Source organism: Oligoflexia bacterium (assembly GCA_034439615.1).
In the GTDB taxonomy this organism is placed as follows: domain Bacteria; phylum Bdellovibrionota; class Bdellovibrionia; order JABDDW01; family JABDDW01; genus JAWXAT01.
Genome location: JAWXAT010000010.1, coordinates 39,896 through 60,343 on the forward strand (window position 1 = coordinate 39,896; position 20,448 = coordinate 60,343).

At 39.7% G+C, this 20,448-nt stretch carries 24 protein-coding genes; 11 read left to right on the forward strand and 13 right to left on the reverse strand.

Annotated features, from left to right (window positions below):
* Positions 1–3 precede the first annotated feature (3 nt).
* From SGI74_03160 to SGI74_03170, 3 genes are all read left to right on the forward strand, one after another.
* Positions 4–1,635: a DUF6531 domain-containing protein gene (locus SGI74_03160; GenBank protein ID MDZ4676485.1), complete on the forward strand. Its 1,632-nt coding sequence runs from the start codon at positions 4–6 to the stop codon at positions 1,633–1,635.
* A gap of 9 nt (positions 1,636–1,644) precedes the next feature.
* Positions 1,645–1,938, forward strand: coding sequence for a hypothetical protein (locus tag SGI74_03165; protein MDZ4676486.1), 294 nt, complete (start codon positions 1,645–1,647; stop codon positions 1,936–1,938).
* Between the two features lie 145 nt (positions 1,939–2,083).
* The gene (locus SGI74_03170) at positions 2,084–2,302 is read left to right on the forward strand and encodes a hypothetical protein (GenBank protein MDZ4676487.1); all 219 of its coding nucleotides are present in this window, start codon (positions 2,084–2,086) and stop codon (positions 2,300–2,302) included.
* On the opposite strand, the gene SGI74_03175 is transcribed toward SGI74_03170, so the two are convergent.
* On the reverse strand, positions 2,303–2,671 hold the full coding sequence (locus SGI74_03175) for a hypothetical protein (GenBank protein ID MDZ4676488.1): 369 nt from the start codon (positions 2,669–2,671) through the stop codon (positions 2,303–2,305).
* Positions 2,668–3,051 (reverse strand): response regulator, encoded by a 384-nt coding sequence (locus SGI74_03180; GenBank protein MDZ4676489.1) that lies wholly within the window; start codon positions 3,049–3,051, stop codon positions 2,668–2,670. The genes SGI74_03175 and SGI74_03180 overlap by 4 nt, the downstream gene beginning before the upstream one ends.
* Positions 3,052–3,106: 55 nt before the next feature.
* On the opposite strand from SGI74_03180, the gene SGI74_03185 reads away from it, so the two are divergent.
* Positions 3,107–3,730 carry a DedA family protein gene (locus SGI74_03185; GenBank protein MDZ4676490.1) on the forward strand — a complete coding sequence of 208 codons (624 nt, stop codon included), beginning with the start codon at positions 3,107–3,109 and terminating at the stop codon, positions 3,728–3,730.
* On the opposite strand, the gene SGI74_03190 is transcribed toward SGI74_03185, so the two are convergent.
* Positions 3,727–4,899, reverse strand: a complete 1,173-nt coding sequence (locus tag SGI74_03190; protein MDZ4676491.1) for a hypothetical protein — start codon at positions 4,897–4,899, stop codon at positions 3,727–3,729. The two genes, SGI74_03185 and SGI74_03190, sit on opposite strands and share 4 nt — an antisense overlap.
* Positions 4,900–5,071: 172 nt before the next feature.
* On the opposite strand from SGI74_03190, the gene SGI74_03195 reads away from it, so the two are divergent.
* Positions 5,072–6,694 (forward strand): hypothetical protein, encoded by a 1,623-nt coding sequence (locus tag SGI74_03195; protein MDZ4676492.1) that lies wholly within the window; start codon positions 5,072–5,074, stop codon positions 6,692–6,694.
* 100 nt (positions 6,695–6,794) lie between these two features.
* Here SGI74_03195 and SGI74_03200 read toward each other — a convergent pair whose 3' ends face one another.
* The gene (locus tag SGI74_03200) at positions 6,795–7,454 is read right to left on the reverse strand and encodes a 6-phosphogluconolactonase (protein ID MDZ4676493.1); all 660 of its coding nucleotides are present in this window, start codon (positions 7,452–7,454) and stop codon (positions 6,795–6,797) included.
* Positions 7,455–7,549: 95 nt separating this feature from the next.
* Here SGI74_03200 and SGI74_03205 point away from each other — a divergent pair, with 95 nt between their 5' ends.
* On the forward strand, positions 7,550–8,227 hold the full coding sequence (locus tag SGI74_03205) for a PIG-L family deacetylase (protein MDZ4676494.1): 678 nt from the start codon (positions 7,550–7,552) through the stop codon (positions 8,225–8,227).
* A 4-nt stretch (positions 8,228–8,231) separates the two neighbouring features.
* Here SGI74_03205 and SGI74_03210 read toward each other — a convergent pair whose 3' ends face one another.
* The 3 genes from SGI74_03210 to groES form a co-directional block, all read right to left on the reverse strand.
* Complete coding sequence (locus SGI74_03210) at positions 8,232–8,786, reverse strand: hypothetical protein (protein MDZ4676495.1); 555 nt, start codon at positions 8,784–8,786, stop codon at positions 8,232–8,234.
* Between the two features lie 70 nt (positions 8,787–8,856).
* Positions 8,857–10,500, reverse strand: coding sequence for a chaperonin GroEL (groL, locus tag SGI74_03215; protein MDZ4676496.1), 1,644 nt, complete (start codon positions 10,498–10,500; stop codon positions 8,857–8,859).
* 20 nt (positions 10,501–10,520) lie between these two features.
* Positions 10,521–10,808, reverse strand: a complete 288-nt coding sequence (groES, locus tag SGI74_03220) for a co-chaperone GroES (GenBank protein ID MDZ4676497.1) — start codon at positions 10,806–10,808, stop codon at positions 10,521–10,523.
* A 237-nt stretch (positions 10,809–11,045) separates the two neighbouring features.
* Between groES and SGI74_03225 the strand changes: the two genes are divergently transcribed.
* Positions 11,046–11,333, forward strand: coding sequence for a hypothetical protein (locus SGI74_03225; GenBank protein MDZ4676498.1), 288 nt, complete (start codon positions 11,046–11,048; stop codon positions 11,331–11,333).
* Here the strand turns inward: SGI74_03225 and SGI74_03230 are convergent, their stop codons facing one another.
* Complete coding sequence (locus SGI74_03230; GenBank protein ID MDZ4676499.1) at positions 11,334–11,711, reverse strand: hypothetical protein; 378 nt, start codon at positions 11,709–11,711, stop codon at positions 11,334–11,336.
* A gap of 393 nt (positions 11,712–12,104) precedes the next feature.
* Here SGI74_03230 and SGI74_03235 point away from each other — a divergent pair, with 393 nt between their 5' ends.
* Together SGI74_03235 and SGI74_03240 are read left to right on the forward strand one after the other, a co-directional pair.
* The gene (locus SGI74_03235) at positions 12,105–12,704 is read left to right on the forward strand and encodes a PilZ domain-containing protein (GenBank protein ID MDZ4676500.1); all 600 of its coding nucleotides are present in this window, start codon (positions 12,105–12,107) and stop codon (positions 12,702–12,704) included.
* A 91-nt stretch (positions 12,705–12,795) separates the two neighbouring features.
* Complete coding sequence (locus SGI74_03240) at positions 12,796–13,494, forward strand: PilZ domain-containing protein (protein ID MDZ4676501.1); 699 nt, start codon at positions 12,796–12,798, stop codon at positions 13,492–13,494.
* Here SGI74_03240 and SGI74_03245 read toward each other — a convergent pair.
* Both SGI74_03245 and SGI74_03250 read right to left on the reverse strand, forming a co-directional pair.
* A complete protein-coding gene (locus tag SGI74_03245; protein MDZ4676502.1) occupies positions 13,483–14,085 on the reverse strand; it encodes an HAD family phosphatase in 603 nt (200 codons plus the stop codon). The two genes, SGI74_03240 and SGI74_03245, sit on opposite strands and share 12 nt — an antisense overlap.
* 27 nt (positions 14,086–14,112) lie before the next feature.
* Positions 14,113–14,526 carry an acyl-CoA thioesterase gene (locus SGI74_03250; GenBank protein MDZ4676503.1) on the reverse strand — a complete coding sequence of 138 codons (414 nt, stop codon included), beginning with the start codon at positions 14,524–14,526 and terminating at the stop codon, positions 14,113–14,115.
* 172 nt (positions 14,527–14,698) lie between these two features.
* Here SGI74_03250 and SGI74_03255 point away from each other — a divergent pair, with 172 nt between their 5' ends.
* Positions 14,699–16,570 (forward strand): hypothetical protein, encoded by a 1,872-nt coding sequence (locus SGI74_03255; GenBank protein ID MDZ4676504.1) that lies wholly within the window; start codon positions 14,699–14,701, stop codon positions 16,568–16,570.
* A complete protein-coding gene (locus tag SGI74_03260; GenBank protein MDZ4676505.1) occupies positions 16,567–17,157 on the forward strand; it encodes a hypothetical protein in 591 nt (196 codons plus the stop codon). The genes SGI74_03255 and SGI74_03260 overlap by 4 nt, the downstream gene beginning before the upstream one ends.
* Positions 17,158–17,487: 330 nt before the next feature.
* Here the strand turns inward: SGI74_03260 and SGI74_03265 are convergent, their stop codons facing one another.
* The 3 genes from SGI74_03265 to ltrA all read right to left on the reverse strand — a co-directional run bounded on the left by SGI74_03265 (position 17,488) and on the right by ltrA (position 20,278).
* On the reverse strand, positions 17,488–17,871 hold the full coding sequence (locus SGI74_03265; GenBank protein ID MDZ4676506.1) for a PIN domain-containing protein: 384 nt from the start codon (positions 17,869–17,871) through the stop codon (positions 17,488–17,490).
* Entirely contained in the window at positions 17,858–18,073 is a 216-nt protein-coding gene (locus tag SGI74_03270) for a hypothetical protein (GenBank protein MDZ4676507.1), read from the reverse strand. The genes SGI74_03265 and SGI74_03270 overlap by 14 nt, the downstream gene beginning before the upstream one ends.
* A gap of 891 nt (positions 18,074–18,964) precedes the next feature.
* Positions 18,965–20,278 (reverse strand): group II intron reverse transcriptase/maturase, encoded by a 1,314-nt coding sequence (gene ltrA, locus SGI74_03275; GenBank protein ID MDZ4676508.1) that lies wholly within the window; start codon positions 20,276–20,278, stop codon positions 18,965–18,967.
* Between the last annotated feature and the right edge of the window lie 170 nt (positions 20,279–20,448).

Consider the following 20,448-nt stretch of genomic DNA (forward strand, 5'->3'; position numbering starts at 1 on the left):
TCAATGAAAACAATTTTTAATGCACTGGTTTTGACACTGAGTTTGGTTTCTATTAATGCCCACGCTCTTGTCGATTTAAAAAACGCTAATTACGCTGATGCGTGGTTAGACCTATCTATTCCCGGCACAGGTTATGATCTTAAAGTTGTTCGAGCTTATAACAGCCGCACTCTTTATAATGGTCTGTTTGGTTTTGGATGGTGTTCTGATTTTGAAACCTCACTTGAAATCACCGCCGAAGGAAATCTCAGGCTTACAGAATGTGGCGCCGGACAAGAAACACTATTTTTATCAAAAGGCTTTTCAGAAAAAGACATTGAGAAAACAGTTAAAACTATTATTGAAAAAACAAAGGCCGATAATCCCAATTCAAATGCAGCTTATTTGAATGAATTAGAAAAACGATTAAAAACAGAAAACGCACTTCGCTCTGAGTATGCCAGTAAATACAATATCGTTCGCCCTATCGTCGATAAATCGCGCTTCTACGCTCACGGGCGTGATGTTGAATTTATTGAAAAATCTGGAAATTACTATTCACGCACAACAGTTGAAGGCAGCATTCAAAAATTTACATTGCAGGGAAAGCTTGAAAAAATTTATGACCGCAACAGCAATTACCTCACCTTCGCTTACGACGGAAAACGCCTTCGCGATGTAGCTGACAACAATGGCCGTAAAATAAGTTTTAGCTATTATGACAATGGCAAAGTAAAAAGCATCACCGGGCCTGGTGGAATTCAAGTCGATTATAAATTTAAGAATCTAAATGATCTCATCTATGTCAAAGCCGCTAACGGGCAGATTTTCACATATGACTACGATGATCTCCATAATCTAACAAAAGTAACATTTCCAGATAAAGCCACTAAAGAACTTACCTACAATAAAAACTACGATCTCGTGACTTCATATAAAGATCCAGAAGGTTGCCTTGAGACTTATGATTACAAAGAGTCCGAAGACAAACCACGTGATCATTTTTGGGCAAGCGTTATTAAAAAATGCAAAGACAAAATAATCTTGAGAGCAAAATATGAATTTTGGTACGAACTTAAAAACGATAAAACCGGAAAATATCTTAAGCGCAGTAAAACCCAAGAAAACGATGCGAGCACAGATGTTACATATAATGAACTAGGCAAACCCATGAATGTTGCTCGTAACGGTAAATCTACAAAATTTGAATACTACGATAATGGGCTTTTGAAAAAGAAACTCACACCCGATGGAGTTTCAACAGTATTGCAATATGATGCGAATCTTAAAAAAGTTAACAAAGTTATTCGCGGCAATAAATCCAGTGAGTTCTTTTACGACACCAAAGGAAATCTCGTTAGAGCCAGTAATTCTGATGGCCAAAAAATCACACTAAACTATGATGCTCGCGGACGCATCGCTGTTATTGAAGACCAAGCAAAACGCAAAGTAGCAATCAAGTACGAAGAGCGTTTTGGAAAGCCTTCCATTATTGAGCGTGAGGGGGTTGGCAGCATTACTGTTAATTACGGCAAAGGTGGCGAAATCGAAAAAGTAACAAGCCCCGCCGGCCCATCGGTCGCCATTCAAGTGGCAAGTACATTTAGCAATCTTTTAGATTTATTACAGCCCACGGGCGTAAGCTTGAGCTTTTAAGGAGTGAACATGAAAAAAATAATTAGCGTATTAGTTTTTATCCTCATGAGCGTTTTCGTCTCAAGTGCTATAGCAACTAAGACTCAAGATTTGTATGGTGGAATTAATGCGCAAACAGTGGGCTTTCGCGGCACTCCCTACCAACCATCTTCCGGAGGAGGCGGTGCATTCCATGGAAATACTGAACTCTGCGATCAAAATCAAAACTGCGATTTAGCTCTGAATCCCGAAGAATGTCGTCGCAAATTTCAACTTACATCAGATGCAACCGGCAATACTGGCGGCTCAGGCTCCGCCAGATAAGCTGACTGCACGGCATCCAGTTGTCTGTTCTTTAGACAACCACACGGTCAAGAACCCATTTCACCTCTGTAATATCAGCTAGTTAGCCCACCCACTCCCTTGGCACATAGCTTGTAATACTAAGTCCATGAAGGAGAGTGTATTTATGAACAAACTCTTATTGTTATTCGCATTTGCCATGATTTCATCTACCGCTCACGCCGTTGATATAAAAGGTAGTGAAGAGTGTATTTTAAAATCAGCGCGCAATGATTCTCGTTATTTTGAGAAACGCCGTTGTACTACTGAACTTTCATGTGAAGCAAAATATGTGAAGGCAAACAGTAATCAAGGCAAAACATCTAGTGGAAAAAGAGAACAATAATTACCGTGGATGAGGAACCGAAGATTTCACTCTTGGAGCGATTTCTTCTAAATCCTCATCATCTTCTTTTCCATCGTTATGTCTTTTAAGTTCAAAATTTCCAAGACTGCGATCTTTTTTATCTTCACGTCGTTTACTCAATTTTGACAAAATCTTACGTACATTCGTATCTGCTGATTTGTATCCCGCCCTTGTGAGCACAACACCGCCATCGACTGCCTCTTGAATGAGATCCACAAAGACAGATGTTTTAATCCAGTGATGAAATTCTTCTTCAACACTTTTATCACCAAACTTAGTTTGAAAAGCCAATGCAACAATAACGGTAAGGCCGAGCATTTTTATCACGAACAAAAGGTCTTTAATCACGATGAAACCCCCAGGTGTTTTTCACAAACCTTATTTACAATTGCTATCACGTCTTTTGCGGCAAAGGGTTTCTTGATAAAATCATGGGCCCCCGCCTCCATTATTTTCATAAGCATCGTATCTTGATCTACAGTACTACAGGCAATTATTTTAGTGTTAGGAAGTAACGCACAGATTTCTTTTGTGGCTTGCACACCACTTTTTCGCGGCATGACGATATCCATAATGATTAAATCAGGCTTAAACTCCTGAGCTTTTTGCACGGCATCCTCGCCATCTTCCGCCTCCGCCACGACGATATGTCCAGATTTTAATAAAATCTGTCTCAGGACTTCGCGAATGAAGGGTGCATCGTCTACAATAAGTACATGAAGTTTCATGATATCATTATAAGCTTGCTACGACCGCACACCCAAAAGGATAATTAGAGTTTCCATGGACGCATCGTTTCTCGACTTAATTCTAGATAAGATCAGTCACCTTGAAGGTTCGGCCGCATACACGGCTATCTTCTCTGTACTCTTTGCCTGCGGTCTTGGCCTTCCCATTCCGGAAGATATTACGCTTTTTGCGGCGGGGTATCTTTCATATTTAGAAAATATTGAACTTCACTGGGCCATAGTCGTATGCATGGTAGGAGTTCTGCTTGGCGACTTTACATTATTCACTATCGGACGAGTTTTTGGAAAACGCGTTTTAAGTCTCCCAGGTGTTCGTTATGTTATGACCCCAGCACGAATCGCACTTGCTCAAGCAAAACTTAAGAAAAATGCTCGCAAAGTTTGTTTCGTCGCAAGATTTCTCGCAGGCCTTAGAGCTCCGATTTATTTTTCTGCAGGAATGCTCGGAGTCCGACCCCTCACTTTTTTTACATTAGACTCTCTCGCCGCCCTCATCAGTGTTCCAGCACTCACTTATTTAGGATTTTACTTTGGTGATGAAATTGAAATCGGACTTCTCTACATGCGACGCGCAGAACGCTACATAATGATCACATTGGCGGTAATTGGCTTACTTGTAGTTTTGAATATTTTGAGAAAAAAAATGAAAATGGCTTAACGGCCAAAAGTCACACCAAAATCAAAAAGATAAAACACATTACTCACCGGAACATTTGTTGGAACCATACTTGTGTTTGGGTCCGTTTTGTTTGCAGAGCCAGAAAATTGTGATTTATACATAATCGCTGAAACTTTAAAAAACGTTCTCGTCTGTCGAGCGAATCGATACTCACCACCAATATTTGCGCCTACTCCGATAGTTTGATTACTTTGACCAGCACGAACATCTGCGCTGCCCACTTTTTCTGTATGAACCATGTAAGGCTGTACCATCAAACCTAAATTCCAAAAATAGCTTTTGCTTGATGGAATACTCATATCGATGTCAATTTCCACACCACCTAAACCATGCTTAAGTCGCCCCACATTTGGAGGCAACGAAAGTGAATAATCTGCATACTTAAGTGTAAATGCGAGAGATGAAGAATTAAGTGCCATCCCAAAAAATCTTCTAAATTTTAAACCGAGATTAAACCAAGTGTGAGAGCTAGCAACATATATATCTTGCGTAGGATTGTCTTTTAATTCATTGAGCATCGAAAATCGATAGTCAGCTACAATGCCCAAAAAAGGTGTGAACCAAAGATTTAATCCGAAAAATGCACCAGGACTTTGATTAATATAATTACGATAATAATAAGGACTCACTGAAGAGTTGTAAATGTACGAAGGACTTATCGTAAACTCAAAAAGATTCTTACGAATATCTTCAGAGTCTAAAAACGATCTATATTTATCAATTTCTTCTAATTCACCGCCGAGCAACATATCTCTCATGCGCGTACCCATTCCGGAATCTTCTGCTTTTTTTCCAGTGACCTCTGCTGGTGGAGCCGATGCATTATTAAAATTTTCGCCACCTAGCCCGGGAAGTGGCGCCACGTTAGGGGCCGCTGATTCAGCTATGGGGCGATCAAAAACAGTTTCGCCATCATCTTGCGCAGGCCTTCTATTTTGAATTTGAGCAGTTTTATCTTTTTTCTTATGTGATGTTGACTTGCGAATATAGCGAGAACTCTCAGTACTATCTTGAGTTTGCGGTTGCACTGGGCGACGCGCAGTTGGCGATTGGGTATCTCCCATTAGGCCCAAAAAACTTGGGTCAATTTCTTGTGCGTGAGCAAGCACACCAAGATGAAGTAATGCGATAACAACAAGTGTTCTCATTACATTACTTCTCGGTATTTTTCGTCTTAGTTTGGATCAATATCGATAAAAACTGGGCTCGACGTTAGCCTCGAAATAGTGATGGGTCTAGTTAAGCTTCACGCTATTTGGCAAGCTTGCATTGACCCTGGCAGCAATCACCTTTAAAATTAATGAAAGAGGTTAATTCAACGTGAAACACAGCACACTGATTATTATTTTCTTAACAGTCTTTGGGGTTTACGCTTTTGCGCAACAACCCACAAATAAAGTTTCAGTTAAAAATTCTTATCACAGTCAAATTGATAAACAAATTACTGTTCGCAAAGTAGGGGTTTTACCCGCAACAGATAACGTTAACGGCCTCTACGCCCGACATTTAGAGAATAAACTTAATGAACTTCTCAAAAACACCCATCGCTTTGATCAAGTCGAAGTCAAAGACGCTAACGCACAAAATTCCATTGAAGATTATGAAGGCCAACCTGAACTCATCAAAAAATTAGGCATCAAAAATAATGCCGAGGCCTTTGTAGCAGGAAGAGTACTTAAACAAAAAAAAGGCTTAGACATCACACTTGATCTCTACCTTGTGTCTGATGGGCAACTCTTTGTTCAAGAACTGGTTGCAAACGAACCTATTATGCAAACAAAAGAGCTAGAACAAAAAACAACCGAGATGTTCAACAAGCTCATCAACAAAATTCCATACAAAGGCTTAGTACTTAGCCGCCAGGGAAACCGCGTTACTATTGATATCGGTGCTCGCGATGGAATTCGAAACAATACAGTTGTAAGTGTAGAGCAGGTTATTTCACTAAAAAGGCATCCCAAATTTAATTTTCTACTAAGTACAGAAAAAGAAATTATGGGGAAAATCAAAATCATAAAAGCCGATGAAACATTAAGTTTTGGAATTATTCTCTCCGAAAAAGATCAAGGCGTTATTGCACCTGAGAGTAAAGTAACCGGTCTTGATTTTATAACCTACGCTGATCCCACTGCCGAAATGTTTAGACCCACACCTCATGGTGAGCTTGGTCAAGACAACGTGAGTTTTGGAAAAAACCCAAGAGAATGGCTTCCACCAAAACAACCCACACTTGGTAAAATCGGATTAGGTTTAGGTCTTGGCTCACTGAGAAGCTCAACAAGCATTCAAAATACAATTACAAATGAACAAAAATCATATTCAGGTGATGCTCCAATTTACCCACAGATTGATTTAGCCGCAGAAATTTGGCTGACATCAAATTGGTATATGTCAGGTCTCATTCGACAAGGTGTGTTTAGTGTACCAAATCCTGAAGCGGGAGGAGCCCCGTCTCGACTAGCTGCAAACAATGCGCATTATGATTTACATGGTGGTTATAAATTTTTACTACAAGATAATTTCTGGGGCCCACAGATCAACCTTCACGCTGGTTTTGCAAAATACAGTATGTTTGTTGATGCCAGCACCCCACTCACATTCACATCAACTTCTTATAGTGGAATGTATTTAGGCCTTGGCGGTTCACTCCCAATTACTAACGATCACGCCTGGTATTTAGATATTAATTTAGATAGATTTTTATACCCCAACGTCACTGAAACTCCCGTATCAAGCGGCGCCACAAGTGACACGACAATCACCGCATTCTCTTTTGGCGGCTCATATAAACTCGCCCCTCAATATGGGCTACACGCACATTTAAATTTTGAATTTTACTCAAGCACCTATTCAGGCGCCGGCAACCGAGGCAACGGCATCATCGGCCTAAACTCAAGCCAAAGCCTAACCACCCTCATCACCGGAATCGACTACATGTTCTAGCAGGCACGGCCTTACTTTTCGTAATCCCAATGATGTTTGCAAATCAATTATTCCGAATAAAATCAGCCATTTAGTGATTACGAAAAGTAAGGCCGTGCCTTTATGTAATGATGACTGTGAGGTTACTGTGTGATTTTAGTAGTGTGGCTGGAATTAAGGGAGTGGGTTCACTTTCTAATACTTTTTTTAGAATTGCGGATTTTTCTTTTCCGATTACCACCATGATTATTTTTTCTGCACGCATAAATGCTCCGGCTCCGAAAGTGAAAACATCATTTGTGTTTGCTCCGGTCACGCGGTCTCGGGTTTCATCGGCAATGATTACTCGCCCACCCATAAATGAAAGTCCACTTTGGCCAGGCTCATGAAAACCAACATGCCCATTAGGCCCCAAGCCCAAAAGACTTACATGGATTTTTTCTGAAATCACATCTTCCACATGCATAAGCATTTGTGCATCGGACCACGATGGATCAATAAGTTTTGATTTATTCTCGACACCCAATGGCAAAAGAACTTGTTCACGCAATTGACTGTAAAACAGACGGCGTGAATCTATAAATTCATCTATTTGAATGGGGCATAGCTTTTTTGACCAAAAATCTTTTTCTTGAGAAAAACCCTTATAAATCAATGTCGGTGTACCACCTGTGGGTAAAAAAATATTCAACGCACCTGTGACACCTTGTGCATAAGCCTTTAACAAATCTACAGTTGTCGTGGCAACCTCTTGCGGATCTTTGCAGTGAATCAGTTTCATGTCATCCCTTGCTTAACGCTTCACTCATTGAGTAACCTTATTGTGTAAGCAGGCAAACCAAAACACAAGTGTTACCAGACTTTAAGGAAAAATTTATGTTCAAAAAACCCAGCGCACTCGTTGTTGTTGCTCACCCCGATGATGAAGCAATTTTTTTTGGCGGCCTTATTCTTTCAAAAAAATATGACTGGCATGTGATTTGTGTCACCGATGGAAACGCCGATGACATGGGAGACTTTCGAATCGGGCAGTTTAAAAAATCATGCAAAGCTCTTGGTGCAAAAAAAGCCGAGTGTTGGGGATTTCCCGATATCTTTGAACACAGACTCGATGTTCACGCATTAATTGAAAAACTTCTCACGCTTAAAAAATTCAACAAAGTTTTCACACACGGAATCTTAGGTGAATACGGCCACGCTCACCATCAAGATGTCAGCTATGCAACACATAAAGTATTTTCTAAAAACACCTCTGTCTATTCAGTTGCATACAACATACAACCTGAAATTAAACTGACACTTACTGCCGATCTCTATAAGAAAAAACAAAAAATACTTTGGGATATTTATAAAGATGAGATTAAACGTTTTGTGAATGTGATTCCCGCAACATGGTCTGAGGGTTTCACAGAAGTTTCGCTTAAAGAAGTTGAGGCCCTCTACAATTGGCTAACTGAAAATAAATCCTTTGAACCAAAATCACTTCATCACTACAAATGGCTCGCCCCCTATCTTCAAGGGGGCGGCGGACACCTTAAGCTAAGACCTTTTTAATTTTTTAAAAATAAAGACTAAAGGCTGCAGCGAGAGTAAATGCCCCCACATCAGATGCAAAATTACGCAAATATGAAACTCTTGGGCCAAATGCGACAACAGGAGTAATGAAATAGTTCATCCCCAACTTTGTCTCACTCGTCCAACGAGTTGAAATAGAACTATTGTACGAGTAGTCGTTGTATTCATTTAAGTTATAAAGAAAATCTTGTCCGACATAAGTAGATACACGTTCATTTGACCAAAAATGATAGACAACTGAAGGCCCCATATTTAGATAAGTACTCACAGCACTTGTTATAAAATTACCAGTGACCCCTAATGCTAAACGGTCAATAACAAAATACCGCACCGTAGGATTTATCTGAAAAAGAGATCCGCCAACTACTGAATACCCAAAATCAATTGTGCCACCAAGCTCAACATTGTTTTGATTAATATTAGCCAAGGCACTTCGTCTTTGATCTTGTGATCGAGAAATACTAACCGTGGATTCCGTAGCTGCGACAGCTGTGTTTGAAACTATTAAAACCAAAAGCATGAGTAAATTAAATTTCATAAATTCTCCTCACTAAATAAAAAGCCCCGACTCAAAAGAATCGGGGCTTTGGAAATTCGATTCGACTCGATTACATGTCGAAGCCGCCTCCGGGCATACCTTGGGGCATTCCGCCGCCACCGCCAGAAGATTCTTTCTTAGGCTTTTCAGCAATCATAGTTTCAGTTGTCAGCATCAATGAAGCGATACTGGCCGCATTTTGAAGTGCGCAACGAACAACCTTAACGGGATCAATAACACCGTCTTTAACAAGGTCGCTGTACTCTTCAGTAAATGCGTTAAAACCAAAGCTAGGATTCTTTTCATTTTGAACTTTATCCAAAACGATTGAACCATCAAGACCAGCGTTGAACGCGATCTGACGAATTGGCTCTTCACATGCACGACGAACAATATCAGCACCCCATTGTTGAGCGGGAGGAAGTTTCATGTTTCTGATTGCTTGTGCTGCGCGAACAAGTGCAACGCCACCACCAGCAACAATACCTTCTTCAACAGCTGCACGAGTTGCGTTTAAAGCATCTTCTACACGCTGTTTCTTTTCTTTCATTTCAACTTCGGTAGCTGATCCAACATGAATTACAGCAACGCCGCCTACAAGTTTAGCGAGACGCTCTTTGAGTTTCTCTTTATCGTAGTCGCTTGTTGATTCTTCAACTTGAGCACGAATTGATTTAACGCGCGCTTCAATTTCAGCTTTTTTACCAGCACCGTCAATTACGATGGTGTTGTCTTTATCAACAACAATGCGCTTAGCGCGGCCAAGATCACTGATCTTAGCTGATTCAAGTTTTTGACCGAGTTCTTCGCTCAATACTTTTCCACCAGTTAAGGTAGCGATATCATCGAGCATTGATTTTCTACGATCGCCAAAGCCAGGGGCTTTAACTGAGCAAACTTGAAGTGTTCCGCGAAGTTTATTAACAACCAATGTTGCCAATGCCTCACCTTCAATGTCTTCTGCAATAATCAAAAGTGGTTTGTGTTGTTGTGCTACAGCCTCAAGTAAAGGAATGAGGTCTTTCATAGCGCTTACTTTCTTTTCATACAACAATACGTAAGCGTCTTCGAGAACGGCTTCCATACGCTCAGCATTGGTGATGAAGTAAGGTGAGAGATAACCACGGTCAAATTGCATACCCTCAACAACATCTAGTGTTGTTTCAGCAGTTTTGCTTTCTTCAACTGTGATAACGCCTTCACGGCCAACTTTTTCCATTGCCTCGGCTAACAATTCACCGATTTGTTTATCGTTGTTGGCTGAAATTGAACCAACTTGAGCAATTTCTTTTTTACCGTTTACTTTTTGTGAGATTTTTTTAAGTTCGTCTACGATTTTCTCAACGGCTTTATCAAGACCGCGTTTGATTTCCATAGGATTGTGGCCAGCGGCTACAATCTTAGCACCTTCACGATAGATAGCTTGTGCTAATACAGTCGCAGTGGTTGTTCCATCACCAGCATCATCGTTTGTTTTGCTGGCAACTTCTTTAACCATTTGAGCGCCCATGTTTTCGAATTTATTTTCGAGTTCAATCTCTTTTGCAACAGTGACACCGTCTTTGGTGATCATTGGCGCGCCAAAAGATTTTTCGATTACAACATTACGGCCTTTGGGGCCAAGAGTTACTTTTACTGCATTTGCAAGTTGGTTAACTCCGCGAAGGATGGCATTTCGAGCATCTTCACTAAAACGCAATTCTTTTGCTGACATAATTTTATTCTCCTTAATTATTACTGAATAACGCCTAGAACATCTTCTTCACGAATCATGAGATATTCTTTGCCTTCAAATTTAAGTTCTGTTCCTGAGTATTTGCTAAATAGGACTTTATCGCCTTTTTTAACTTCCAACGGCACAACACGGCCATCATCAAGGACTCGTCCTTTGCCGGTTGCAACAACTGTAGCCTGTTGGGGCTTTTCTTTAGCGTTGTCGGGGATATACAAACCACCAGCTGTTTTTTCTTCTTCAGCCAATCGTAGTACCAAAATTCTGTCGTGTAATGGGCGTACATTCATACTGGGTGTTGCCATTTAAGACCTCCTTCATTGATTAATTGCTATAGCGCTACGCAACGTAGCGCAAATCGTCATAAATATCGATACATAGTATGGAAATTTATTAAAATTCCTCGAATCGTCACTAATGTGTGTTCGCTATTTACTTTGTCAAGGTTGTGCTGATATTTTGCCCTCGGGTAGTAAAAATTATAAGGGCTTAAGAGTAAGTCCTAGTAAGCATTTAAGGGGGTTTATATGAAGTTCATATTCTCTGTTTTAGCCGCACTTACGTTCATTTTCGCACTTGCACCGGTAGCCAAAGCCGATAATGGCGGCACATGCGAATTGCGTAACACCTATTACGTTGGGCGATGTTTCGTAAAAGTTAACTCCAGTGAAGAAACAAGCATACTTCAAGCTTGTGAAGAAGCAGTAAGCTGCCTCAATACCATCATGGGTTGTGCTCACACCACCATGTGCAACAACACAAACCTTCGATCTGGTTGGCAATTGGTAAGAGTTTTTGAAGATCAAGCACTCTGATTAGAGGGCTGGGGATTCGAATTGGGATGATCCACCCTGGGCTCCGACGAGCTCGGGGGCTTGTAGTTTTCTTTGATAGGCCTCAAGAATATCGGCCATGTCACTGGGACTTAGAGTTTTTGCCGCAGATTTGAGAGCTTCGTAATTGTTCTTCGCTTGCGGAGCTAAATAGAGCAAAAAATAATCGTTAGCTGAAAGCTCTTGGATTACTCCCCAATTAAGTTCTGCATGGGATAAACGCAAATTCAGAGATGAAAGGTACTCTTCTTCTTCAGGGTTTTTTGGATTATTGTATTTTCGAATTTCTTTTTTAAGTTCTGTTAACAAGGCTTGAGAATCTGTGATTTTCTTTTGTTTCCACACTTTATAAGAAAGCATATTGGCCTTGGGGTTCGCGGAGCCTTTATTTACAGCGAATATGGCTAAGATAATAATGAAGATACAAACACCTAATCGACTCATCAAGTGCTGGTTAGAGCAAAGCTGAGGCCAGCCTTATGGCTAATTTATCAGTGTTTCTAGACTTTTAGAGTGTTTAAAGTGCCATTATTAGGCCTTACGGTGACCTCCATTGGCACTTAGACTGTCTAATAATTTTTTGACAACCGCTCATATTATAATCACCACCGTATAAGTAAAATTTAGTAATTTCAAATACTTACATGCATTCAGGATGGTCTGATTCTTCCAAGAGTAGTACATCATAGCGCAGACGCAGGAATGGCTTCCAGCCAACAGGCTTTAATGCGCATTAATTAGAGTAAGGGGATTATGACGCATCTTAATTTTAATAGGTCAAAAAGACAGATCCATAGATTACAACGCAAATCTCATCATAATTGGTCGCTACGTATTGGAGACGACGCGCTCATTACTAGAAATATCACAAACCTGAGTCCTGCGGGTCTTGCGTTTAAGGCACCGGAATGGTCTGAATTCAAAATGGGCCAACAAATCAAGGTTCAGCTTTATTTGAACAAAGATGAAAACTTTGAGTGCGAAGCTAAAATTGTATGGGTGAAACAAGCTGAAGAACGAACAGGTAGTCTGAATGCCTTAGGATTAGAATTTTCAAAACTACCAACTCATGTTGATACGGCGATTATGAAACTCGTCAATGATGATGCGCTTGAAGGACGCCGTTTAAATTTTTCTAAAGAATTTAGTGAGAAATTTCTCATAACTAAAAAGTTTGATTTTAGATCTGCTTTCTCAAAAATCATGGGGGCTCTGATGATCGCAAGCCTCACAGCCGCATTAATGGCAGCACTTTATTTACACAAACATAACAATCCAGAAGAATCTCTGGCTTTTAAATTAACAAACGCCTTCAATAAAAGGCTTATAGCAATTGATTCGTCATCAAAATAATACTACGGCCCTGGGTATGGCAGCCCAAGAAAAGGGCTTGGATTCGATCCAAGCCCTTTATTTTTCCCCATTAATATGTGTCTAATGTTGTATGAGCAAAGATTCGAACAGTAATGACCAAAACTTCTTTCAACTTATTGATGCTGTTGAGCAAGCCGATATTTTTGAATTTATTAGTAATAAGAAAAACTCTATCTTTATCAAAGATGTAACTAATAAAAATGCCAGCGCACAACTCACCGAAGTTGCAGTGCACCAATATAAAAATTCATTGATCAAAGGGCGTTATAAAAATGGCCCAAGTCTTGGCGAGGGCACTGAAATTACATTGACCTTTGATCAGGCCAGCGCAAAGTTTTTTGCAGGAGGAACGTTAATATCTGAAGCAGAAAATATTTATGAAATCTCCTTGAAAAAATTATTCAAACTTCAAAGGCGCGATAGCTTTCGAGTTACGATTCCCAAAATAATCATGTATGCGGCTATTAATATTTCTGGAAAGAATTTTACGTTGATAGATCTTTCTGCTGGGGGCTGTGCATTTCAAGTTCCAGTATCTGAGGCTTCATTATTTGAAATGGGGAGCCTTGTTACCGGAAATCTATCTGTCGGTACAAGTGAACCCGTAGATGTGAGTTTTAAGGTTAAATTTCGAAGAAAAAATACTTACGAGTCGAAAGAATTTCTACACATCGGTGCTGAATTCACCGATACAAGTCTTGTTTTTAATCAAAAAATGCAATCTCTTGTTTACGAATGCCAACGTCAGATCATTATTTCAGATAAATAAATCAACACCCAGATCTTTTAAGTCATTTCTGACTTGTTGGGTGTTGAGAAATTGAATGCCTCTGATTCCTATAGATTTTCCTGCTTCGATATTTTCGGCGACATCATCAATAAAGACGCACTCTGCGGCGGGCACTTTTATACGCTCTAAAAGTAGGTTATAAAATGCAAGATCGGGTTTAATAAGTTTTTCTTCACCAGAAATTAAAATAGTTTCAAAATGATTTAAGAACTCATGCTTTGGCCGTACTAGCGCAAAAGTTTCAGTGGCCCAATTAGATAGAACGCAAAGACGATAGCCTGCATTTTTAAGATCAACGAGAAGTTCAACTGTTGGTGAAATGGGGCCTGCTAACATTTCTATCCATCGATGATGGTAAGCTTCAATTTCTGATTTATGTTCAGGAAATTTTTTAAGTAACTCTTGGATGCCCTCAATAAATGGTCGACCTTTATCTTGGCGTAAATTCCATTCTTGGTTACAGACATTATTTAAAAAATATTCCATTTTTTCTTCGGAATTAAATATTTTTTTAAATAGGTACCGTGGGTTCCAGTCAAAGAGAACACCGCCAAGATCAAAAATGATCATTTTAATTTTGTGATTGGAATGCACGCTTTAATCCATCCCGATGGCCTTGAGCCACTCAGGAGTTGGCAATATAAGTTTTCTTGTTTTCAAATCAAAAAAACCAAATATTATCGTGGCAGAACACGCCTCTTCGCCATTTTCTTTAAACAGTATCTGTTCAAGCTTTCCCGTTTTACCTTCATACTCAATACATCGTGATTTGATGATCGTTTTTTCTCGGCAATGAACTTCGCGCTTAAACCGAATATTGATTTCTAAGATGATCGGGCTTTTTTGTTTTTCATGAACTTCTTTAAGTCCCCAACCATTTTTAGTGCAGAGCTCCCACCTTGCTTCTTCAAAAATAGCCAGGTAAGTGGCGTTGTTTACGTGTTGAAGTGTATCAATGTGAAACTCTCTGATGGTGAGCGGATATTCAAAAACAGTAGGATTTATTTTCATACTTATTTTAAATCACACTGTAGGGGTTCATTCAAGATTTGCGGCTTCTTTGCATAAGCATTAGACAGCTGAACAGCAATCTACAGCTCTTTGACTCATAACTAGCTAGAATTACTCATGATAAGACCTTAAATTCGATTTAAAGGGTGCCAGTCTTGCAATACTATTGGTTATGAGGAAGTCTCTTGTTTTCATACTTTTAGCACTAACTTTGGTTACACCAAATACCATGGCTGCCACGGGTATTACTATGAGTATGGACAATCCCATTCCCGATGCCATGGGTCTCTTTTTAAGTAATCCAAAAGGGCAAGATGTACTTTTACATGATCAACTCGAACATATTCTTTGGAATTACGGCATGTCGTTTAAATCCGGCCATTTTAAAGAATTATCGTTAATTCCTGATCAAGAAATTGATCTAAATAGTTTACCTCCGGAATACAAAAAATATGAAGACACCCTACATGATATAAAATCAGCTATTAAAAAATGGACTCAAAACTACAGTATGAAAAACCCTAAGCTTGAGATGAAAATCAAAGATATAGGTTTTTCTCTCAAACTTTCACACATGTCATTACTTCCAGATTATAATCTCTTTGCAAAATCAGGCGAAAGAGACGGGGCCATACTTGTATTAAAATTAGTTATTCCTGATATCAAAGTAAATATTCGAGCAATTGTCGCAAAAGATACTAACAATGAAATATTAAGAAGTTTTGGACTTACAGGAATCACAGCCTCTCTTGCACCTGAATGCCGGGCGGATCAAAAAGCTGACAACATTTTGGTGCCCGATTGTGTAGAAAAAAAGCAAGATCTGGTTATCACAGTACCTTTGCTTATTAAAATTGATGGTGATGGCAAGCTCATAGCTCAAACATTTAGCAAAAAAAATAACGACAAAGAGGATCCAAAAAACCCAAATCCACTATTCATAAATACAAACACGAGTGCACTTCAAATTATTTTAGGTTATGAAAAGAAGGTGTTACCACAGCTGACATTAATGGTGGCCGACTCAGCAGATGCAAAAGATTTTGATGAAAATTATAAATCAAAAAAACCCGACGCGATAAAATTCACAACTGATCATATCGATGATATTTTTAAAAAAAATCATTCTAAATTAGTTAAAATTACACAGACCTATTTAGAAAAATTTATTCAAACACAATTTTCTCGTGAATTTAACGGCTTTTTGTCTAAAATTTCTCACGTCATTCGAGACGTGAGTCAAATGCCTCCACCGGGTGTTCCAAAAGGCACTAAAGAAGAATTGGGTTTTCGTCGCAGCACAAAGCTTGATGAAGTCGTTCAGACAGATAAATATCTCGGATTTCGATTCAGCGGTTATGTAGAAGATCCCGAAAAAACAACACCTGCGATTGTGTCAAAGGACACCCATCGCCATGCAGAGCCAAAACTTGCCTCCGACCAATATGATTATGCTTTTTCATTAAACCAGAACTATATTAACCGCATTGTGCAGTTGAGTTTCAATCGAGGGTACTTTGAAAACATCGTAGTTAAAACAGAGAAAATAAAAAAAGACGATGGTACTGAAGAAATAAAGCAGAAATATATTGGCCTTGATAAACCACCAGCACTTCAATTTGACGACAGTCTCTGCAAACGCGGGCAACTAGACACAAAATTTAGAACAAGACTTAAAATTTTTCACCATGCAGTTGGTTTTTGGGAGGATGTTGCTTTTGACAAACTTACTGCAAGTGTTGATTTGTTATTTCGCCTAAAGCCCGTGCCTGGCGGAATTGCTGTGATTTATGATTCTTTTGATTTGAGCACCTTAAATGTCGAAGACAAAACAATTAGATTTGGGTTCGGCTGGAAAGTGAAGGGAAATATTAAAGGGACATTGGCAGAAGAAAACAAAACCTATGCTTCTAAAGAATCAATCGCTATTGCAAAAATACCCATCCCTCCTAATTTCACAGGAATTCCCGCACAGCTCCATACAATTTGCTCCGATGGATCGGGTCATTTAATGATGTATTTAGATAAGATGGGTGGAAAATGAAAAAATTAGTATTTGTTTTGATTTTTATATTTTCGACCTCAGCCTTCTCATATCAAACACTTCCCGCTATTCAGATTAAAAATCTAAATGAATTTGCAGGTTCTTATTTAACTGTTTTTTATGTCAGTGGAAGCATGGGCTCTATGGGCCTTGATTTCCCCGGGCAAAAACCAAAAATAAATACGATTTTACCCATTGTCACTAAAGGTGCAACAGAGTCTCAGAATATTGAAATTCCACTGCGCCGTTATTTAATCAAAGCTGAAGGTGAAATAAATATTCCAAAAGCATATATCCAAAAAATTGGAATCAGAGCTGCCACCCTTATTATTTTTGTAATTCACAAACAAGATGAGGTCTTTCTCAGAAACACGAGCAAAGAATTTGCCGATAGAATTGTTGGTGAAAAGGGCGATACACGCCTGCTTGATGATCGCACTACGATTAAAAAAACAAATAAAACACTTGAAACTGGCAATATTCAATTTCAATGTATTCAAACTTACAGCACTTGGAATTTAGGCGCACAAGTAAATGAAAAGTCTGTTCTGCCAATGAACTTTGATTCAAAGCAATGTCTCAAATAATTTAATCTTCGCCTCAAAACCCGTGTCACAGGTAGCACACTGTTTCTGTTTCGTAACAGCCATCACCCCTGTGCATGAAATGAGTACCAGGAGATTACACCTATGGAGTTAGGCATCTAATAGAGGCCTAACTCCATAGTGTGATGATTATGACCAAGTCGTGACTTTAGAGATTATGAAAATCGAACAGGAAGAGCAAGAGAGTGAGACGAGCCGCCCTAATGTTAGCGAACCGACCACGGTTGCAAAGGATTACTCCTTTACCGTTTAAATGAAACGGGAGTTTGTAAGCAGGAAATATCGAAAAACAGAATCTTCAATACAGATTTTCTAGGGAGCAGTAACAATATTCAATTCGCTGTGCTTTGAAATCATCAACAAGTCTTGATCTGCAGTGAGCAGAGGAATTTCGGAATCAATGCACAATTGTGCGATATAAATATCAGCTATAGAAACACCTTTTCCTTCTTGGTAGATTTTTCGTCTCAGAAGCCCTGCTCGCTCGAAAAACCCTAACTCAATTTCAATACGTGGCAGATCAAGAAGATACTTTTCAGTTTTTTTTGGTAGTTTAGGCGAGCTAAGGAGTTCGCTTAACACGAAGGGATTCATTAAAAGCTGCTTTTCATCAAAAGCTTTTTGTAGCACTTCGATTGACTTGCCACTGGTTCCTCGAAAAAAATCGATGAAAATGTTGGTGTCAGCGCAAATCACGCTTGTGCTTTCTCATCGCCTTAACATCAAGTTCGAGGTCAACGGTTCCTCGCATTTTTGAGAGTTCCCGATAGGCTTCTGTTGAGGCAAGAATCTTCAACCCTTGTCGTACAGTATCGGTGAAGCTTTTGCCGGTCGCTTTAACCGCTGACTTGACCAGAGATTCTTCTAACTCTAGGGTATATTTTTTATTCGCTTTCATACCATATATAATACCATACTAAAATATGGTATTTCAAGGCAAATAAATAATAGTGATTCAAGCTGTTTAAGACTGCAAATTCTTTTAAAAATGGAGTTAACTTTTTCAGAAAAACGGGTAGCAGCCAAAATCAGCACGGAAAGGCCATAAAAACGGCCAAGTTGAATTTGAAGCCTTCGCTCAAGAGAGGGCTTTTCAAAGAGTCTACCAAATGAAAGCTTTGTCAGTGCCCAAACGCCCTGAGGTCTCTCATTGAAGATTCCCTTCGGATCCATTTTCAGATTTGACGGTGAGCTACTTATCTAGTTTACTTTCAATATGCACCTCATCATGGTCTTTTTATTACTGATCAATTTTCATGCTGAAGCTTCCGACTATTGTCAGAAAAGAGTGGAAGCAAAGCTGATTCAAATCATCTCCCAAGAAAAATTTGACGGTAGCTGTTAAATTAAAACGAAGACTAAAGTATTGCGTTTAAAGCCTCCTAATGCCGAGAGCGGTACATATAATTGCGAGATGCCTGGATTAGGTATTAAAAATATGACAATAGTAGTTCCTAATAAAAAGGAACGACTGAAGCTTAATTCAATGATCGGAAAGATAGTCATTTTAAAATATGAAAAGAGCTGCGGTGAGGATAGCGAATGTTTGGAAATTTGGAAGTTTCCTTTTGAAGACTAACTTTGGCCATCTGCCACTCCTATAAATTTCAACGGCTGGACGATTTAGAATTGATTCAGCCGTTCTATTTTTCAGGAATTTCCTAAGCTCAATAAAGCGCTGTCGAGTAGTCATATAATATTCTCCTAATAAATAAAGTTATTGTGAGAAGATTTATTTCCCTCACAGAACCGTACTTGCGATTTTCCCGCATACGGCTCTTCGTAATATTCACGTGCTAGAAAATCCGGTATAAAAGTTATGATGGATCGCAGGCGTGGGAAGAGGATGTCGCTTGAGGTACAGTGAATAGCCCTCAAGGTTAAAACTCTTTTTCTGACTGCGCCGGTTAAGCCACTTAAATACTAACCGCTTAACCGTGGAGTTAAAGTCGTTAATACTTCGGTAGTTTCCACTTACCCCATAATATTGAAAGTGCCCTCGTAGCTTTGCCTTCAATATTTTCCATATCACTTCGAGCTGATAGAGATTGCGTGAGTTTTTCAACCACAGATTCATCTCCGTTATTTTCGCTGTGAACTTTTTCCGATCTGTTTTCCGACCAAGCTTAAAAGTGTTCTTCTTCGTTCGGTCAATAAAGTGAGTAAAGCCTAAAAAGTTAAATGTTGCTGGACGCTGCTCTTTGCTATGCGCATTTTGCTTGGCAAATCGACCAAACTCAATCACACGCGTCTTCTCTTCTGAGAGCTCAAGATTAAATTTCTTGAGCCTTGCAGTCAGGGCTTCGCGGATTTTAATGGCGTCGTCTTTGTATTGTACACAGATGATAAAATCATCAGCGTATCTAATCATTTCAACGACTCCACGACAGTTTCGCTTCACCACTTTCTGCATCCAAAGATCCAGCACATAATGAAGATAGATGTTGGCAAGGATCGGAGAGATCACGCCACCTTGAGGTGTGCCCTCATCAGTTGCGTGAAGCTTTCCTTCTTCCATGTATCCATTCTTCAAAAAGCGTTTGATCAATCGAAGAAGGGCTGGATCGTTAATTCTCACGCTCAAGAACTTCATCATCCATTCATGATCGACATTATCAAAGAAGCCTTTGATGTCGGCATCGATGACGTGGTTGATCGGATTCATCATGATAACCTGGTTCAGTTGCTTGAGCGCTTGGTGACAGCTCCGGTGAGGTCTAAAGCCGTAGGAAAAATCTAGAAAGTCGACTTCGTAAATGGATTCTAGTATCCGCACAATCCCGCGTTGAACGATTTTATCTTCAACCGACGGAATTCCAAGAGCCCGTTCTTTCCCATTTGCCTTTGCGATATATGACCTTCGCACCGGCTGCGGTTTGTACGACTGGGCTTTCATGCGAGCGACTAGTGCCGCTACATTCGCATCTAAATTCTTTCCGTATTCTTCGACACTCACACCGTCAATGCCGGCCGCTTTTCCGCGCTTAAGCATTCCAAAACATTCCTTTAAGCTTTCTTCCCCTAGCAGATACGCAACATTATTCACGCGACATTTCTCGTCCCGTTTCACAAGCTCCGATATGAGATTTAATTTCGTTTGCATGTATTTTCCTGACTCTGAAGTTCAGTACCTGTTTCCTTAAATCTCTGCATACTAACGCTGATCCCTTCAAGTGAGGCTCTTTCCTCGCGCCGGACATTACTCCGACTACTCCTTTAATACGAACCAGTCCGACTTCCTGCTATTCATCCCCGCATCCTCTCTTTTTCAGA

Coding starts and splice junctions, on each gene's coding strand:
- SGI74_03160 (MDZ4676485.1), top strand. CDS start 4: ATGAAAACAATTTTTAATGCACTGGTTTTGACACTGAGTTTGGTTTCT.
- SGI74_03165 (MDZ4676486.1), top strand. CDS start 1,645: ATGAAAAAAATAATTAGCGTATTAGTTTTTATCCTCATGAGCGTTTTC.
- SGI74_03170 (MDZ4676487.1), top strand. CDS start 2,084: ATGAACAAACTCTTATTGTTATTCGCATTTGCCATGATTTCATCTACC.
- SGI74_03180 (MDZ4676489.1), bottom strand. CDS start 3,051: ATGAAACTTCATGTACTTATTGTAGACGATGCACCCTTCATTCGCGAA.
- SGI74_03185 (MDZ4676490.1), top strand. CDS start 3,107: ATGGACGCATCGTTTCTCGACTTAATTCTAGATAAGATCAGTCACCTT.
- SGI74_03190 (MDZ4676491.1), bottom strand. CDS start 4,899: ATGAGAACACTTGTTGTTATCGCATTACTTCATCTTGGTGTGCTTGCT.
- SGI74_03200 (MDZ4676493.1), bottom strand. CDS start 7,454: ATGAAACTGATTCACTGCAAAGATCCGCAAGAGGTTGCCACGACAACT.
- SGI74_03205 (MDZ4676494.1), top strand. CDS start 7,550: ATGTTCAAAAAACCCAGCGCACTCGTTGTTGTTGCTCACCCCGATGAT.
- SGI74_03210 (MDZ4676495.1), bottom strand. CDS start 8,786: ATGAAATTTAATTTACTCATGCTTTTGGTTTTAATAGTTTCAAACACA.
- groL (MDZ4676496.1), bottom strand. CDS start 10,500: ATGTCAGCAAAAGAATTGCGTTTTAGTGAAGATGCTCGAAATGCCATC.
- groES (MDZ4676497.1), bottom strand. CDS start 10,808: ATGAATGTACGCCCATTACACGACAGAATTTTGGTACTACGATTGGCT.
- SGI74_03225 (MDZ4676498.1), top strand. CDS start 11,046: ATGAAGTTCATATTCTCTGTTTTAGCCGCACTTACGTTCATTTTCGCA.
- SGI74_03230 (MDZ4676499.1), bottom strand. CDS start 11,711: ATGCTTTCTTATAAAGTGTGGAAACAAAAGAAAATCACAGATTCTCAA.
- SGI74_03235 (MDZ4676500.1), top strand. CDS start 12,105: ATGACGCATCTTAATTTTAATAGGTCAAAAAGACAGATCCATAGATTA.
- SGI74_03240 (MDZ4676501.1), top strand. CDS start 12,796: ATGAGCAAAGATTCGAACAGTAATGACCAAAACTTCTTTCAACTTATT.
- SGI74_03245 (MDZ4676502.1), bottom strand. CDS start 14,085: ATGATCATTTTTGATCTTGGCGGTGTTCTCTTTGACTGGAACCCACGG.
- SGI74_03250 (MDZ4676503.1), bottom strand. CDS start 14,526: ATGAAAATAAATCCTACTGTTTTTGAATATCCGCTCACCATCAGAGAG.
- SGI74_03255 (MDZ4676504.1), top strand. CDS start 14,699: ATGAGGAAGTCTCTTGTTTTCATACTTTTAGCACTAACTTTGGTTACA.
- SGI74_03260 (MDZ4676505.1), top strand. CDS start 16,567: ATGAAAAAATTAGTATTTGTTTTGATTTTTATATTTTCGACCTCAGCC.
- SGI74_03270 (MDZ4676507.1), bottom strand. CDS start 18,073: ATGAAAGCGAATAAAAAATATACCCTAGAGTTAGAAGAATCTCTGGTC.
- ltrA (MDZ4676508.1), bottom strand. CDS start 20,278: ATGCAAACGAAATTAAATCTCATATCGGAGCTTGTGAAACGGGACGAG.